Source organism: Micromonospora sp. CPCC 205558, from assembly GCF_036902955.1.
Classification (GTDB): domain Bacteria; phylum Actinomycetota; class Actinomycetes; order Mycobacteriales; family Micromonosporaceae; genus Micromonospora.
The window spans coordinates 77213-92779 of record NZ_JBAKHR010000023.1; the positions used below are offsets into that span (position 1 = coordinate 77213).

A 15567-nucleotide genomic window follows, 5' to 3' on the forward strand; every position below is an offset into this window, starting at 1 on the left:
TCGCCGGGGATCGGGCATCCGATCCTCCGGCGTTCTGTCGGCTTGCGGATTCATGCACCGCCCAATCGGCGGATTTTGTTAACCAGCTTGGAGGAGGCACGCTACCTCGGGTTCTCATCCAATCTGGAGGCGCAGCGTGCCCATACTCTCGCACTTGTGGCGTTCCGCAGGACAACGTCGTACTCGGGCGGGGATGGTCGCGTTGGCGATCACCGCCGCCGCTCTGGGCGTGCCCACCACCGCGTCGGCCGCCGTGGTGCCGGCCCCGACGACGGCGACTCTGGTGTCGGCGAACCCCGCCGACTCGACCCCGCACGCGCGAGATGGTGAAACCCGTGCCTTCGCGCAGGTGGGCAACACGGTCTTCGTCGGCGGCAGCTTCACCCAGCTCCGGCAGACCGCCAGCTCCGCGTGGATCACGCAGCGCTACCTCTTCGCGTACGACCGGACCAGCGGCACCATGTCGACGACCTTCCTGCCGGTGCTCGACGGCGCGGTCAACACCCTCATCGCCGGCCCCGGTGGCACGCTGATCGTGGGTGGCGCCTTCAAGAACGTCAACGGCGTCTCCCGCAAGAACCTGGTGGCGCTCAACCCGTCGACCGGCGCGATCATCGACAGCTGGGTCGGGCGCTCCGACGGCGGCAACGTCCGGGACCTGGTGCTGAACGGCAACTGGTTGTACGTGGCCGGTGCGTTCAACTGGCTCAACGGCACCGCGCACGCCGGTCTCGCCCGACTCAACGCGACCACCGGCGCGATCGACCCGAGCTTCAGCATCGACGCCACCGTCGGGCGGCACGGCACCGCGTCGTACGTCTGGGCCATCGACGTCACGCCGGACGGCGACACGCTGGTCGTCGGCGGCAACTTCACGCTCGTCAACGACCTGCCGCGCAACCAGATGGCGTTGGTGGACGTCTCCGGAACGCCCACGGTGCTGGACTGGAGCACCGAAAAGTTCGTTGCGCCGTGCGCCTCGCCGGCGACCTTCGTGCACTACGTGCAGGACGTGCGGTTCGGTGGCGACGGCAGTTGGTTCGTGGTCGGCACCAACGGCGGCGGCGGCTGGCCGAGCGCGTACTGCGACGCCCTGGTCCGCTTCGAGACCGCCGCGCGGGGCACCGGGCAGCTTGCCACCTGGGTCGACTTCACCGGCAACGACACCATCACCTCGGTCGAGGTGGCGGACAACGTGATCTACCTGGGCGGGCACTTCCGCTGGCTGAACAACCCGAACGCCAGCGACAAGGCCGGCACGGGCGCGATCGACCGGCTCGGCATCGCCGCCGTCACGCCGGCGACCGGTATGCCGGTGAACTGGAACCCGCGCCGTAGCGGCAGCGCCTCGATGCCGTCGGGCACCAGCAACTGGGGTTCGTCGGTGCCGGTGCTGTGGCGCGGCTCGGACGGCCTCTACTTTGGGCACAACTCCGATGGCATGGGCGAGGAGTACCACGGCCGGCTCGGTATGTTCCCGCTCGCCGGCGGACGCACGATCGCCCCGAAGAACCCGCCGTCGGCCACCAGCGGCAACCTCTACCTGGGCACCGCCTCGGGCACCCTGGCGAAGGTGCCGTTCGACGGCACCACGCTGGGCACCGCGACCACCGTCAGCCAGCCGGCGTACACGGCGGCCGGCGCGACCTGGCGGGTGGACGACCGGATCTACTGGTCGCACACGGTGGCCGGCACTCCCACCGGTAGCCGGATCGACGTCTCGCTCTTCAACGGGGGCGCGATCGGCTCGCCGTGGGAGGCTTCCGGCTACAACGACTGGTACAACCCGGCGTTGCTGACCGGCGCCTTCTTCCTCGACGGCCGGCTCTACTACACCCGTACCGGGGCGAACAGTCTTTTCTACCGCTACTTCGAGATCGACGGTAACTACCTGGGCGCTACCGAGTTCACCCTGCCGACCACGGGGCAGAACTGGTCCGGAATGCGGGGCATGGCCTGGGTGAACGGCCGGATCGTCTACGGGGCCACCGATGGCAACCTGCGGAGCGTGGCGTTCGACCCGACGGCCGCGCCGGCAGCGGTGGTCAGTGGCGCCACGGGCTTCGTGGTCGCCACCTCGACGCCCGAGTTGTCCTGGTCTACCCCATCGACGTTCTTCTCCGTAGAGTAGCGGTCAACCGTTCGTAACGAAGCATCGGTAGGTTGTTCACGTAGGGCCGGTGGCGGCTACCACCGCCGCCGGCCCCGCGACGTGGGGGAGGCTCGTTGCTCGGCGCCGCTGGCATCCGAACAAGACGCGCGGTGCGTCTGGTCTTCGCGGTCAAACGCGGCTGGTACCGACTCCGCTACCGGCGGTTGACACTCGGCCGGGACGTGGAGATCCGTGGCCGAATCCGGCTGCGCCGCGGCGTACGGGTGACAATCGGTGACCGCACCCGGTTGAACAAGCTCGTCCGCTTCGCCGGCCCCGGCGAGGTACGCGTCGGCGCTGACTGTCTGCTCAACGCCACCTGGGTCGGCACCTGGACGTCGGTGACCGTGGGGGACCGGTGCCTCCTGTCGGACTGCGAGCTGCTCGACAACGACTTTCACAACCTGCCCCCCGAGCAGCGGCACGCACCGCCCGGCCCGCTCACCCGGGCCCCGATCGTCCTTGAGGACAACGTCTGGGTCGGTGCGCACGCCCTGGTCCTGAAGGGCGTGCGGGTCGGCCGGGACAGCGTCGTCGGCGCGGCGACGGTGGTCCGCACGGACGTCCCACCCGGCGTCGTGGTCGTCGGCAATCCTCAACAGACGGTGAAGAAGTTCCATGACTGACGCAGCGCCCGCCACCTGGCCCACGGACGGCCCGTCCTCCGGCACCTCGCGTTCGGTGACCCTGACCGACCTGCTGCGGGTGCCGATGCACCGGTTGCGGTTGGTGGTGGCGGTCGCCATGGTGGGTCTGCTCGCCGCGCTCGGTTACGTGCTGCTGGTGCCGGCGGCGATGACCGCGAGCGCCGTGGTCGCGGTCCGGCCGGTGGTGACCGACGCCTTCACCCCCAGCGGCGCGGGCGCCGACCGCGCGGTCAACATGAACGTGGAGAGCGGCATCGCCACCGGCACGGAGGTGGTGCAGCGGCTCGCCAACTCGGCCGGCGGTGCGCCGCGCGACATCCGCGACGCGCTCGAGGTCGAGGTGCCCACCGGTGGGCAGATCCTGCGCTTCACCTACCAGGCGCGCGATGCGCATCAGGCTGTGCAGAGCGCCAACCTGGCCGCCGAGGCCTACCTGAGCGTGCGCCGGGCCATGTACGAGCAGCAGCGCGCCGAGATGCTGCGCTCCTACGACGAGAGCATCACGAAGGTCGTCGCCCAGCAGACCGCGTTGCAGAAGCGGGCGAACACCGCCAAGGACACCGCCGCCGGCGACGCGCTGGTGGCCGAGCTGTCCGGGATCAACAACCAGCTCACCCAGCTCAGTTCCGCCCGTACCGAGATCGCAGCCGTCGACGTCAACCCCGGCTGGGTCACCCAGACCGCCGAGAAGGCGCTGGTCACCTCCGCCGGGCACCGACCGCTCTACCTGGTCGCCGGCCTGCTCGGTGGCGCGCTGATCGGCGTCGTGCTGGCGTACCTCTGGGAGTCGACCGACCGGCGGGTCCGTTCGGTCGCCGACGGCCGGGAGGCCTCCGGCCTTCCGTTGCTCGGCACTGTCCGCCGACCGGCGTTCCGGGGCAGCCCCCGCTCGGTCGACGCCGACATCCGGTACGTGGCGATGGCGGTCGCCGAGCGGGTCCGGCAGCCCGCCCGGGTGGCGCTGGTCAGCGCCCGGGAGGACGCCACCACGCTCACCGCCGGCCTCGCGGTGGCGCTCGCCGTCGACGGCCGGGAGGTCTTCGTCGCCGACGACAGCGGACGGATCGAGCGGCTGCGCGCCAGCGTGCTCGCCGACCGGGGACGGCTGCCCATCGACCCGTCCCGGCCGCTGGTGCCCAAGCCCCGGCCGTCCGGCGGCACACCGGCCGCCGGTGCCGCCACGGACAGCCCGCCCGCCCGCCGACCCTCCCCGCACCCGCCCGGCGCCCGCCCGTCCACCGACCCGGACGCCACGCTGACGCTGCCGCGGGTGTCGTCCGCCCGCCCGGAGAACAGCCGCGTCGTCGCCCCGGACGAGGTTGCCGTGGGCATGGGCAGTGTCCGGTTCGGCACCTGGCGACAGGGCGCCGATCACGGCCTCGTCCTGTTCAACGCCCCTCCGGCGGAGTCCGACGAGCGTGGGGTGGCCGTGGCCCGGCAGGGCAGCGCGGTCGTGGTCGTCGAGCGGGACCGCACCCGGCAGACCGACCTGCGACGTCTGGTGGAGCGGCTGCGCGCCGCCGGGGTCACTCCGCTGGGCTTCGTGCTCACCCGCAACGGCCGGGCCTGAGCGTGTCGGTGACCCGCGCCCCGGCGACCGAACCACCCCCCGGAGGCGCTCCGGAGGAGGCCGCGCCGGTGCCGTCGGCCGCGCCGCCGCAACTGCCGCTCTGGCCGCTGTCGATGATGTTCGGCCTGGTTCCGCTCTGGTGGCTGCTCGGTGCGTTCTACCTCGGCTGGCCGCTGCTGGGTGCGCTGCTGCTCGCGTTGCTGCTCACCCGGGGGCGGGTGCCGCTGCCGCCGGCGGTCGGCATCTGGCTGTTCTTCCTCGCCATCGTGGTGGTCAGCGCCACCCAGCTGTCGTCGCCCGCCTCGCTGCTCACGTTCGCCCTGCGCCTGGCCTTCTACCTGACCGCGCTGGTGGTCGGCGTCTACGTCTACGCCGCAGCCCGGGAACGCGCCAGCCTGGTGGCGGTGCTCACCCCGCTCTGCGCGTTCTGGTTCGGGCTGGTGGCGCTGGGCTGGCTCGGGGTGCTGGTGCCGCGGCTGGCCATGACGACGCCGATGGAGGTGCTGCTGCCCGGCGGGGTGGCCGGCACCCCGTTCATCCAGGACATGGTGCACCTCACCACCGCGGAATACAGCGCCCGTTCGCTCAACCCGATCTTCCGGCCGGCCGCGCCGTTCGCGTACACCAACAACTACGGCAGCGCGTACGCCATGACCCTGCCCTGCGTGGTGGCCTTCGCGATGCTGCGTCGGCAGGGATTGCTGCGCTGGGCGTTGTTGGCGTCGCTGCCGCTGTCGCTCGCACCGGCGTTCCTCACCCTCAACCGGGCGATGTTCCTCAGCCTCGGCGCCGGGCTGGCGGTGCTCGGGGTGCGGGCCAGTCTGCGGGGCAACGTCCGGGTGGCCGCGTCAATCGTCGGGGTGGTGGTGATCGGCGGGTTGGCCACACTGTTCATTCCCATCACCGAGCTGATCAGCAGGCGGGTCGACTCCAGCGACACCAACACCGACCGGCTTTCGCTCTACAGCGAGGTGATCCGCCGGGTGCAGGAGTCACCGTGGTTGGGCTACGGCGCTCCGGTGAACGTCGACACCGTGTCGGCGGCCGCACCGATCGGCACCCAGGGGCAGTTGTGGATGGTGCTGTTCAGCCATGGCGTACCCGCGCTCATCTGTTTCCTGGCGTGGTTCGTCGCCGCCGCGGTGATCTGCGCGCGGGCGACCTCGGCGGCCGGGCAGTGGCTGGCGGTGGTGCCGGTGGTCTGCCTCGTGCAGATCCCGTTCTACGGCATGGCGAACCAGAACCTGGCTGTCGCGTTCTTCGCGGTCGCCTTCGCGATGGCGCTGACCGAACGCGAACGGTTGACCCGGTTGGTCGGGTCGTCGCCCACGGCCGCGCCGACCGCGGCGGTGCCCGCATGACCGCCGCCACCCGGCCGCCGGCCGGCGCCGACGAGGGCCGGACGCCCGCCCTCACGCCGGAGCAGCCCACCCCGTCGTCAGCCGGGGACGGCGGCTCGGCCGAGACCCGCCGCAGCGCGCGTAGCGGCGTGGCCGGACTGTTGGGCGCGGCCACCAGCGGGTTGTTCGGGTTCGTGCTGGCCGTCGTGATCACCCGGGGGTACGGCACGGCCGGCGCGGGTGCGTTCTTCGCCGCGATCGGGGTCGTCACCGTGGCCACCGCGATCTGCACGCTCGGCGCGGAGACCGGTCTGATGTGGGCGCTGCCCCGGCGCACCGCCGGGGTGCGCGGCGACGCGGCCCGGATACTGCCGGTGGCGCTGATCCCGCCGCTGCTGACCGGGCTCCTGGTCGCCGGCGTGGGGGTGCTGGCCGCCGACGCGCTCGCGCCCCGGGTGCTGGGCGGCTCCGGCGCGAGCGGTGAAGCGCTGCTCACCGTCACGTTCGCCGCGGTGCCGGTGGTGGTCGCGATGACCCTGCTGCTGGCCGCGCTGCGCTGCGTACGGCCCATCCGGGCGTACGTCGGGGTGCAGTTCCTGCTGCTGCCGGTCGCCCGGCCGGTGCTGGTCGGCGCCGCCGCGCTGGCGGGTGGTGGTCTGCTCGCCGGCATGACCGGCTGGTTGGTGCCGGCGGCGTTGGCGCTGCTGGTCTGCCTCACCCTCGTCGCCGGGCCGCTCGGGCTGGGCCGGGGGGCGACGCTGCGTCCGCGCCGCGCCGACTGGTCGACGTTCTGGCGCTTCGCTCTGCCCCGGGCCGCCTCGGCGGCCATCGACGCCGGCAGCATGTGGGTGGGAGTGCTGCTCACCTCGGTGCTGGCCGGGCCGGCGGACGCCGGCGTGTTCGGTGCCGTCGGCCGGTACGTGCTGGCCGGTCAGTTGGCCATGCAGGGGCTGCGGGTGGCGGTGTCCCCGCAGCTGTCCCGACTGCTCGGGCGGGGCGAGCGGGCCGCGGCGGCGGCCGTGCACCGGCAGTTGACCACCTGGGGGCTGGTGCTGTCCTGGCCGGTGTACCTGCTGCTGGCGGTCTTCGCGCTGGCCTTCCTCCAGTTGTTCGGGCCGGAGTTCACCGCCGGTGTGCCGGCGATGACGGTGCTCGCGCTGGCGATGTTGGTCAACACCGGAGTGGGCAACGTGCAGAGCCTGCTCCTGATGGGCGGGCGCAGCGGCCTGCACCTGGTCGCCGCCGTGGCCGGGTTGACGGTGACCGTCTCACTGGGTCTCTGGCTGATCCCGCGCTACGGCGCGACGGGCGCTGCGGTGGCCTGGGCCGCCGGCATCGCCACCGAGAACCTCACCGCCGCCGGGTTCGCCCGGTCGGTGGTTCGGGAGCCACTGTTCGACGCCGCGATGGTGCGTGCCGCGGTCGCCACGATCGCCGGTGTGGGCCTGGCCGCCGGCGCCGGCGTGCTGGTGGGCGGTCGCGGTCTGCCCGGCCTCGCGGTGGCGCTGGCGGTGCTGCTGGTCGGCTGCGTCGGCATGTTGACGTTGCCCCGGGTACGCGCCGGTATCCGGGGGACCATGAGGCAGATCCGTGGAGGGGGCGACGCGGCCGCGGCCGCCGAACCCACCACGGCATCGACGAGAGGCAGGTGAGGTCCGTCGTGGCGTCCATCCGTGACCGGGTCAAGCAGTTGGTTCCGACCCAGATGACCACCCGGGTGAAGGAGTCGCTGGTCGACTACGGCGTTCGCACCAGCGATCGCCGGCCGCTGCCGGACTTCCTGATCATCGGGACCAAACGGGGTGGCACGACCTCCCTGTGGAACTACCTCATCCAGCACCCGTTGGTGCCCCGGCTCTTCCCGGCGTGGAACACCAAGTCGGCGCACTACTTCGAGGAGCACTGGGGGCGCGGCGAGGCCTGGTACCGCTCGCACTTCCCGACCGAGCGGCAGCGCGAGGCACTGGCCAAGCGGCACGGCGGCCCGGTCCGGGTCGGTGAGGCCGCCCCGCTGTACATGTTCCACCCGCTCGCCGCGCAGCGGGTCGCCGCGCTGATGCCGACGGTGAAGCTCATCGTGCTGCTGCGGGATCCGGTCGAGCGGGCGTACTCGCACTGGAAGGAACGCCGTACCCACGGCATCGAACCTCTGGACTTCGCCGCCGCGCTGGCGGCCGAGCCGGAGCGCACGGCGGGGGAACGGGAGCGGTTGATCGCCGAACCGGAGTCGTTCAGCGAGCCGTACGACTGGTACACGTACCGGGCCCGGGGGCGTTACCTGGAGCACCTGGAGCCGTGGCTGGAGCGCTTCGACTCCGAGCAGATCCTCTTCCTGCCCAGCGAGGAGCTGTACCGCGACTCTCGCGCGACCTACCGGCGCACCCTGGACTTCCTCGGTCTGCCGGCGTACGACCTGCCCAACTTCAAGGTCTACAACGATCGGCGCTCGGCACCACTGGAGCCGACGGTGCGCGCTGAGCTGACCGACTACTACCGCCCGTACAACGACGCGTTGCGCCAGCGGCTCGGGCTGGACCTCGACTGGGCGGACCGGGCGGCGTGACGACCCGGGTGGGCCCCGCCACCGACCCGCGGTCCCGGGCGGACGGCCTGGGTTGGGTGAGCCGCGCGGTCTTCCCGGACGACCGGGTCGGCCTGACCGTGGCGGGCGACCCGCCGGCCGGTCACCAGGCGGTGGCCCGGTACGCGGTGGTGCCGTCGGTCGCCCGAGCCCGGTTCCTGGTGCCGTTGGGCGCGCCCCGGGCCGGGGCGGCGTCCCTGTTGGCGTACAACGCGCTGCGGCCACCGAAGGTGCGCGCGCTGCGGGCGGTGCTCGGCGGGCTCGCCCGGTTCGGTCGGGTGGGGCTCGCTCCCTTCCCGACGTTGACCGTCTCGGTGCCGGCCGGGGTGCCGGCCGCGGAGCTGCTGCTGAGCGAGCGGCTCGCCGCCGACCTGGGGGACAAGCCGCTGCTGGCCGCGTTCGGGGTCCGCCCACCCGACCCGAACGGCAAGCCCACCCTGCAACTCTTCAGCACCGACGGGCGTCCGCGTGGCTACGCGAAGATCGGCTGGAATGACGCGACCCGCGCGTTGGTCAGCGCAGAGGCGGCGGCGCTGCGGGCGTTGCGCGCGGTGGTCGACGTCGCCGACCACCCGACGCCGCCGAGGCTGCTCACCGAGCTGTCGTGGGCGGGCCAGGTGGTCGCGGTGATCGAGCCGTTGCCCCCGGCGGTACGCGGTGTGCCGGTGGACGATCCACCACGGATCGCCGCGCTGCTCGCGGTCGCCCGGCGCGGCGGCTCGGCGGGCACACCTCGTCCGCTGCTCGACTCGGCCTTCCTGCAACGGCTGGTCGATCAGGCCGGCCGGGCCGCCGCTACCGAGCCGGCCGGTGCGCGGGCGGTCGCCGCGGTCTGCGCGCTGGCCCGCCGGCACGGCAACACCAGCGTCGAGTTCGGGCACTGGCATGGCGACTGGGTGCCGTGGAACCTGGGCTGGCACGCCGGCCGGTTGGTCGCCTGGGACTGGGAGCACAGTGGGCCGGACGTGCCGGTCGGCTTCGACCTGGCGCACGACGCGTTCCAGCGGGCGCTCGTGTTGCGGGGGGAGCCGGCGGCGGTCGCCGCGTCGGCCGTCGACGGTTATCTGAGCCGCCACGGTGAGCGGCTCGGCCTCGACGCGGCGCAACGCCGACTCGTCGCCGACGCGTACCTGGTGGAGATGTGGTTGCGGACCTGGCGGCTGGCCGACGCGGGCGCAGGCTGGAACGCCGCACTGCATCCCGCACTCTTGGACGTCATCGAGAAAAGACATAGCGGCTGATCCGGAGGAATCGCGGCGGTGGGAGCGCGTCGCAGAGTGACGACAAAATCGCAGGTGGTGATGACGATCGATGGATTTTGGACGTTCGGTGTGCTGGCACCGCCTGCTGGGGAGATCGCCATCTCGGCCGGTCGCTCTATTCAACGACCGGGAATCGTGTGATCTGCTTCTGCCTGGCGTGAACTGAAATTCCAAGCGAACTTGTGGGGAGTCGCGTGGACACGAACAACGACGACAGTGGGGCGCCGGTGCTGCTGCTGGTCGGCTCCAGCGGCGGCCACCTGGCCCAACTACTGGCCTTGCGGCCCTGGTACGAACGGTGGCGGCGCTGCTGGGTCACCTTCGACACCCCGGAGGCGGTGTCGCTGCTGGCCGGCGAGGACCTGGTGCCGGCGCACCACCCGACCACCCGCAACGTGCCGAACCTGCTGCGCAACGCGCTGCTGGCCTGGCGGGTGTTGCGGGCGCGGCGGGTCGCCGCCGTGGTCACCACCGGCGCCGGGGTGGCGGTGCCGTTCGTGGTGCTGGCCCGGCTGCGGCGCATCCCGACCGTCTACATCGAGGTGTACGACCGGATCGACACCCCGACGCTGACCGCTCGGCTCTGCCGGCCGTTCCTGTCCGCGATGCTCGTGCAGTGGGACGAGCAGCGTCGGCAGTACCCCGAGGCGACAGTCGTCGGGACGCTGCTGTGACCGGGGAGACGGGCACCGCCCGGCGTGCGCAACCCCGGCCGACCACCGAGGCGGCCCGCCTGCCGCGCCAGCGCGACAGTTCCCCGGTCGCCCAGCTCGGACTGCTGGTCGCGGTGGGCACCGACAAACACCCCTTCGACCGGCTCGTCGACTGGTTGGCGCAGTGGCACGCGCAGGCCGCCGGCCCGACCGGGCTGACCGTGCAGCACGGGCACACGAGCGCGCCCCAGCTGCCTGGCGCGGTGCCGTTCCTGGGCCACGACGCGTTGCAACAGGCGATGATCGATGCGGACCTGGTGGTCTGCCACGGTGGTCCGGCGACCATCCTGGAGGCCCGCCGGCACGGCCACCTGCCCATCGTGGTGCCCCGCGATCCGGCTCGCGGTGAGCACGTCGACAACCACCAGCTCCTCTTTGCCCGCCGGCTCGGCGCCGCCGGGCTGGTGGCGCTCTGCGAGACCCGGGAGGCGCTGCACGACGCGCTGACCGCAGGGGCGGCCGACCCGTCCCGGTACGCGGTGGCCGCCGACCCGGAGGCACACGAGGCGCAGCGGGCGGCGGTGGCCCGGGTCGGGCAGATCATCGACGACCTGGTGGCCCGCTCGACCCCGCGCCCACCCCGGTGGCGGGTCTGGTCCCGGCCGCGCCCGGGTACGGAGGAGATTCGATGACCCAGCAGCCGAGCGTCAGCGTCGTGGTGCCCACCCGGGACCGCCCCGAGCTGCTGCGGGCCGCCGTGCGCGCGATCCTGGCTCAGGACTACCCGGGCCCGATCGAGGTCGTGGTGGTGTTCGACCAGTCCGCGCCGGACGAGTCGCTGACCGAGCTGGGGAGCGACCCGGCCCGCGCGGTACGGGTGATTCGCAACTCCCGTACCCCCGGATTGGCCGGGGCGCGCAACAGCGGCACCCTCGCGGCCGAGGGCGAGCTGGTCGCGTTCTGCGACGACGACGACGAGTGGCTGCCCGGCAAGCTGGCCGCCCAGGTCGACGCGCTGGCCGGCGATCCGACGGCCGAGTTCGTCTGCTGCGGCATCCGGGTCAGCTACGACGGGCACACCGTCGACCGGGTGCTCGACAAGGACCGGATCACCCTGGACGACCTGTTACGCGACCGGATGACGGAGCTGCACCCGTCGACCTTCCTGATCCGCGCCACCGCGCTGCGCGACGGGTTCGGGCTGGTCGACGAGGAGATCCCGGGCAGCTACGCGGAGGACTACGAGTTCCTGCTGCGGGCCGCGCGCAGCGCGCCGCTGATCAACCTGCGGACGCCGTCGGTGCTGGTCCGCTGGCACAAGCGCTCGTACTTCGCGCAGCGCTGGGACACCATCTCCGAGGCGTTGCAGTGGTTGCTGCGCCGCTATCCGGAGTTCGCCAGTCAACCGGCCGGCGAAGCCCGGGTGGCCGGGCAGATCGCGTTCGCCCAGGCCGCCTCCGGCGACCGCCGGGGCGCGTTGCGTTGGGCCCGGCGCACCCTGCGGAGCAACCCCCGTGAGCCGCGCGCCTACCTGGCCCTCGCCGTCGCCGGTCGGGTGGTTCGGGCCGACGCGGTGCTGCGCACCCTGCACAAGCGCGGTCGAGGGATCTGAGCCGCCGCCCGCGCGAGCGGGCGGCGGCGTCCGCTGGGCGGGACGCCCCGGGGAGCGCGTCGCGCCGGTGGCCCGCCGTGACAGACTGACCGCTGTGTTGCGCTGGCTGACTGCAGGTGAATCGCATGGTCCCGCCCTCGTCGCGATGATGGAGGGGGTGCCGGCCGGCATCGAGGTGACCACCACCGAGATCGCCGACGAGCTGGCCCGTCGCCGGCTGGGCTACGGCCGGGGTGCCCGGATGTCGTTCGAGCGGGACGAGGTCGAGCTGCTCGGCGGCCTGCGGCACGGTGTCACCCTGGGCAGCCCGGTGGCGATCCGGGTCGGCAACTCCGAGTGGCCGAAGTGGCAGACCGTGATGGCCGCCGACCCGGTCGACCCCGACGAGTTGGCCCGGCAGGCCCGCAACGCCCCACTGACCCGCCCCCGACCGGGCCACGCGGACCTGGCCGGCATGCAGAAGTACGGCCACACCGACGCCCGGCCGATCCTGGAGCGCGCCAGCGCCCGGGAGACGGCCGCCCGGGTCGCCGTCGGCACGGTCGCCAAGGCGCTGATCCGGCAGGCGCTCGGCATCGAGATCGTCTCGCACGTCGTCGAGTTGGGCCCGGTGGCAGCGAAGCCCGGGCTGCGGCCCACGCCGTCCGACACCGCCCGGATCGACGCCGACCCGCTGCGCTGCCTGGACCCGGAGGCCAGCGCCCTGATGGTCGCCGAGGTCGACGCCGCGAAGAAGGCCGCCGACACCCTCGGCGGCGTGGTCGAGGTGCTGGCGTACGGGGTGCCACCAGGGCTGGGCAGCCACGTGCAGTGGGATCGCAAGCTCGACGCCCGGCTGGCCACCGCGCTGATGTCCATTCAGGCGATCAAGGGCGTGGAGATCGGCGACGGCTGGCAGCAGGCCCGATCCCGCGGCTCCGAGGCGCACGACGAGATCATTCCGTCGGCCACCGGCGTGCGCCGGGTCACCGACCGGGCCGGCGGGCTGGAAGGTGGCATCACCACCGGTGAGCCGCTGCGGGTCCGCGCCGCGATGAAGCCGATCTCGTCGCTGAACCGGGCCCTCTCCACCGTGGACGTCGCCACCGGCGAGCCCGCCACCGCGATCAACCAGCGCTCCGACGTGTGCGCGGTGCCCGCCGCGGCGGTGGTCGCCGAGGCGATGGTGGCGTTGGTGCTCGCCGAGGCGGCCACCGAGAAGTTCGGCGGAGACTCGGTCACCGAGATCCGCCGCAACCTGGCCGGATACCTCGACGCGCTGGTCATCCGCTGATGGCACCGGTCGTCGTGCTGGTCGGCGCGCCCGGTTGCGGCAAGACCACCGTCGGGCGGGCGTTGGCCGCCACCCTCGGTGTGGACTTCCGCGACACCGACGCCGACATCGAGCAGATGGCCGGGAAGCCGATCCCGGAGATCTTCATCGACGAGGGTGAGGCGCACTTCCGTACCCTGGAACGGGCCGCGGTGGCCGCGGCGCTGGCCGCCGGCGCGGGGGTGCTCGCCCTCGGCGGCGGCGCGGTGCTGGCCGAGGAGACTCGGGCGGCGCTGATCGGGCACCGGGTGGTGCACCTGTCGGTCGAGCTGCCCGATGCGGTGAAGCGGGTCGGGCTCGGCGCCGGCCGGCCGCTGCTGGCGATCAACCCGCGGGCCACCCTCAAGCACCTTCTGGACCAGCGCCGGCCGCTCTACGCCGAGGTGGCCACGGAGACGGTGGTCACCGACGGCCGGGCCCCGGCGCAGGTCGTCGCGGAGATCGCCGCACTGCTCCCGCGCTGACGCCCCGGGGCCTGTTGCGCCGATCTTGCACTTACTGCTGTGACTTAAGGGGCATTCACCGCATCTCGGCAACAGGAAGTGCAAGATCGGCGCAGGAGGGGCGGGGCGGGGAGGAGAGGGGCGGGGAGGGGCGGGGAGGGGCGGGGCGCTGGGGCGGGGTTAGGTTTGGGCTATCAGGTCTAGGACGTCGGACAGGGCCTTCGGCTCGCTGAGCATCGGCCAGTGCCCGGTGGGCAGTTCGTGCAGCTGGCTGTCGGCCAGGCCGGTGAAGAACGGGTGCCCGTCGCCGATCATCTGCCGGACCACGGCGAGCGGGAAGGTGCTGGCGACCAGCGCGCTCGGCACCGGGCGGCCACCGGTGCGTCGGACCGGGTCGGTGGCGGTGCGCAGCGGCTGCGGGGTGGCCCGGGTGCGCAGCAGCGCGAGCGTCGGCTCGTCGAGGCCGGCGAGGTTGGTCGGGTCGGCGGCCGGGTCCCAGGCGGGCGGTGGCAGCAGGTGCCCGGTGCCGATCGCGTCGCGCAGCCGCTGCTGTTCCTGCGGTGGCATCGTGTCGAACTGCGCGGTGCCGTCCGGCAACGGCCCACTCTCCACGTAGACGACCCGGGCGATCCGGTCCGGGATGCGGTCGGCGGCCCGGGCGGCCGGCATGCCACCGCCGGAGTGCCCGACCAGCAGCACGTCGCGTAGCTCCTCGACCTCGATCAGCCGGACGATGTCGGTGGTGTGGGTGTCCAGGTTGACCTCCGGCCCGGCGAGGTGGTCGCGCTCGGCCAGCCCGGTCAGTGTCATCGGGTACACCTCGTGCCCCTGTGACCGCAGCGCGGCGGTCACGTCCCGCCACGCCCAGGCGCCCAGCCAGAATCCCGGCACCAGCACGAATGTCGCCATCTGTCGCTCCTTCTCTCGGTTACCGGTAGACCGTACGATCGAATCCGGGCGCTCTCCGCCCGGTTTGGAGGAGTGGCCCGTGTCACATCCCGCTGGTCGGGTGCTGGCCCTGCTCGAACTGCTGCAGACCCGGCACCGGGCGACGGCCGCCGAACTCGCCGGCCAGCTCGGCGTGGACGAGCGGACCGTGCGCCGGTACGCGACCACGCTGGTCGAGCTGGGCATCCCGGTCACCGCCGACCGGGGTCGCTACGGCGGCTACCGGCTGCACTCCGGTTACAAGCTGCCGCCACTGATGCTCACCGACGACGAGGCGGTGGCCGTGCTGCTCGGTCTCGTCGTCGCCGAACGGGTCGGGCTCGCCACCGAGCAGCCCGCCACCGCCACCGCGCTGGCGAAGATCCGCCGGGTGCTGCCGGCGGCGCTCGCCGACCGGCTCGCCGCCGTCCAGGAGCATCTGGGCTTCACCCTGCGTCGCCCGGAAGCGGAGCGCGGCCCGGCGTCGGGCACCCTGCTCGCTCTCGCCTCGGCCACCCGGCACCGGCAACGGGTCGCGCTGGACTACCGCTCCTGGCGCGGCGAACAGTCACACCGCGAGCTCGACCCGTACGGGCTCGTCTTCCACGCCGGCCGTTGGTATGTCACCGGCCACGACCACCGGCGGGGGGAGGTTCGCACCTTCCGACTGGACCGGATCGGCGCGGTGACGCCTGGCGTGGCGACGTTCACCGTGCCCGACGGCTTCGAGGCGGTGGCCTGGGTGACCCGGTCGCTGGCCGAGGTGCCGTACCAGCACGAGGTGGAGGTCGTGCTGGAGACCGACCTGGTGGCCGCCCGCCGCCGCATCCCGCCCAGCGTGGCTGAGTTGACAGCCACCACGCAGGGCGTGCTGGTGCGGGCGCGGGCCGAGAGCCTGCCCGGGATGGCGGCGCTGCTCGCCGGGCTGGGCTGCCCGTTCACCGTGCGGCATCCGGACGCGCTGCGCGCCGCGGTGGCCGAGCACGCCCGCCGGTTGACGGACTGGGCTGCCCGGCCAGCAGGTGGACAGCCGCCGTCGCCGCGCCGTCCGCTGGACTAGGCTGCCGG

The 15567-nt window shown here is 72.9% G+C and carries 14 protein-coding genes; 13 read left to right on the plus strand and 1 reads right to left on the minus strand.

Annotated elements, in window-relative coordinates; genetic code table 11:
- Positions 1-193: 193 nt before the first annotated feature.
- The 12 genes from V6U86_RS23670 (at position 194) to V6U86_RS23725 (ending at position 13593) form a co-directional block, all read left to right on the plus strand.
- Positions 194-2131, plus strand: a complete 1938-nt coding sequence (locus tag V6U86_RS23670; RefSeq protein WP_334506582.1) for a hypothetical protein — start codon at positions 194-196, stop codon at positions 2129-2131.
- 131 nt (positions 2132-2262) lie between these two features.
- The gene (locus tag V6U86_RS23675) at positions 2263-2778 is read left to right on the plus strand and encodes an acyltransferase (RefSeq protein WP_334506584.1); all 516 of its coding nucleotides are present in this window, start codon (positions 2263-2265) and stop codon (positions 2776-2778) included.
- Complete coding sequence (locus V6U86_RS23680; protein ID WP_334506586.1) at positions 2771-4369, plus strand: lipopolysaccharide biosynthesis protein; 1599 nt, start codon at positions 2771-2773, stop codon at positions 4367-4369. The genes V6U86_RS23675 and V6U86_RS23680 overlap by 8 nt, the downstream gene beginning before the upstream one ends.
- Before the next feature lie 68 nt (positions 4370-4437).
- A complete protein-coding gene (locus V6U86_RS23685) occupies positions 4438-5730 on the plus strand; it encodes an O-antigen ligase family protein (RefSeq protein ID WP_442934998.1) in 1293 nt (430 codons plus the stop codon).
- Positions 5727-7361 (plus strand): lipopolysaccharide biosynthesis protein, encoded by a 1635-nt coding sequence (locus tag V6U86_RS23690; RefSeq protein ID WP_334506588.1) that lies wholly within the window; start codon positions 5727-5729, stop codon positions 7359-7361. Before V6U86_RS23685 ends, V6U86_RS23690 begins: the two co-directional genes overlap by 4 nt.
- Before the next feature lie 8 nt (positions 7362-7369).
- Entirely contained in the window at positions 7370-8272 is a 903-nt protein-coding gene (locus tag V6U86_RS23695) for a sulfotransferase domain-containing protein (RefSeq protein ID WP_334506698.1), read from the plus strand.
- Positions 8269-9531: a hypothetical protein gene (locus tag V6U86_RS23700; protein ID WP_334506590.1), complete on the plus strand. Its 1263-nt coding sequence runs from the start codon at positions 8269-8271 to the stop codon at positions 9529-9531. The genes V6U86_RS23695 and V6U86_RS23700 overlap by 4 nt, the downstream gene beginning before the upstream one ends.
- Positions 9532-9746: 215 nt before the next feature.
- Complete coding sequence (locus V6U86_RS23705; RefSeq protein ID WP_030335627.1) at positions 9747-10226, plus strand: polysaccharide biosynthesis protein; 480 nt, start codon at positions 9747-9749, stop codon at positions 10224-10226.
- Positions 10223-10897 (plus strand): glycosyltransferase, encoded by a 675-nt coding sequence (locus tag V6U86_RS23710; protein ID WP_334506593.1) that lies wholly within the window; start codon positions 10223-10225, stop codon positions 10895-10897. Before V6U86_RS23705 ends, V6U86_RS23710 begins: the two co-directional genes overlap by 4 nt.
- A complete protein-coding gene (locus V6U86_RS23715; protein ID WP_334506595.1) occupies positions 10894-11817 on the plus strand; it encodes a glycosyltransferase family 2 protein in 924 nt (307 codons plus the stop codon). Before V6U86_RS23710 ends, V6U86_RS23715 begins: the two co-directional genes overlap by 4 nt.
- 94 nt (positions 11818-11911) lie before the next feature.
- The gene (gene aroC / locus V6U86_RS23720; protein WP_334506597.1) at positions 11912-13090 is read left to right on the plus strand and encodes a chorismate synthase; all 1179 of its coding nucleotides are present in this window, start codon (positions 11912-11914) and stop codon (positions 13088-13090) included.
- Entirely contained in the window at positions 13090-13593 is a 504-nt protein-coding gene (locus V6U86_RS23725; RefSeq protein WP_334506599.1) for a shikimate kinase, read from the plus strand. Before aroC ends, V6U86_RS23725 begins: the two co-directional genes overlap by 1 nt.
- A 159-nt stretch (positions 13594-13752) precedes the next feature.
- Here V6U86_RS23725 and V6U86_RS23730 read toward each other — a convergent pair whose 3' ends face one another.
- On the minus strand, positions 13753-14481 hold the full coding sequence (locus tag V6U86_RS23730) for an alpha/beta fold hydrolase (RefSeq protein ID WP_334506601.1): 729 nt from the start codon (positions 14479-14481) through the stop codon (positions 13753-13755).
- 79 nt (positions 14482-14560) lie between these two features.
- Between V6U86_RS23730 and V6U86_RS23735 the strand changes: the two genes are divergently transcribed.
- Positions 14561-15559 (plus strand): helix-turn-helix transcriptional regulator, encoded by a 999-nt coding sequence (locus tag V6U86_RS23735; protein ID WP_334506603.1) that lies wholly within the window; start codon positions 14561-14563, stop codon positions 15557-15559.
- Positions 15560-15567: the final 8 nt, after the last annotated feature.

Excerpts from the sequence above, each read along its gene's own strand:
- V6U86_RS23680 (WP_334506586.1), top strand. The coding sequence starts at position 2,771 with ATGACTGACGCAGCGCCCGCCACCTGGCCCACGGACGGCCCGTCCTCC.
- V6U86_RS23715 (WP_334506595.1), top strand. The coding sequence starts at position 10,894 with ATGACCCAGCAGCCGAGCGTCAGCGTCGTGGTGCCCACCCGGGACCGC.
- V6U86_RS23690 (WP_334506588.1), top strand. The coding sequence starts at position 5,727 with ATGACCGCCGCCACCCGGCCGCCGGCCGGCGCCGACGAGGGCCGGACG.
- V6U86_RS23730 (WP_334506601.1), bottom strand. The coding sequence starts at position 14,481 with ATGGCGACATTCGTGCTGGTGCCGGGATTCTGGCTGGGCGCCTGGGCG.
- V6U86_RS23725 (WP_334506599.1), top strand. The coding sequence starts at position 13,090 with ATGGCACCGGTCGTCGTGCTGGTCGGCGCGCCCGGTTGCGGCAAGACC.
- V6U86_RS23670 (WP_334506582.1), top strand. The coding sequence starts at position 194 with ATGGTCGCGTTGGCGATCACCGCCGCCGCTCTGGGCGTGCCCACCACC.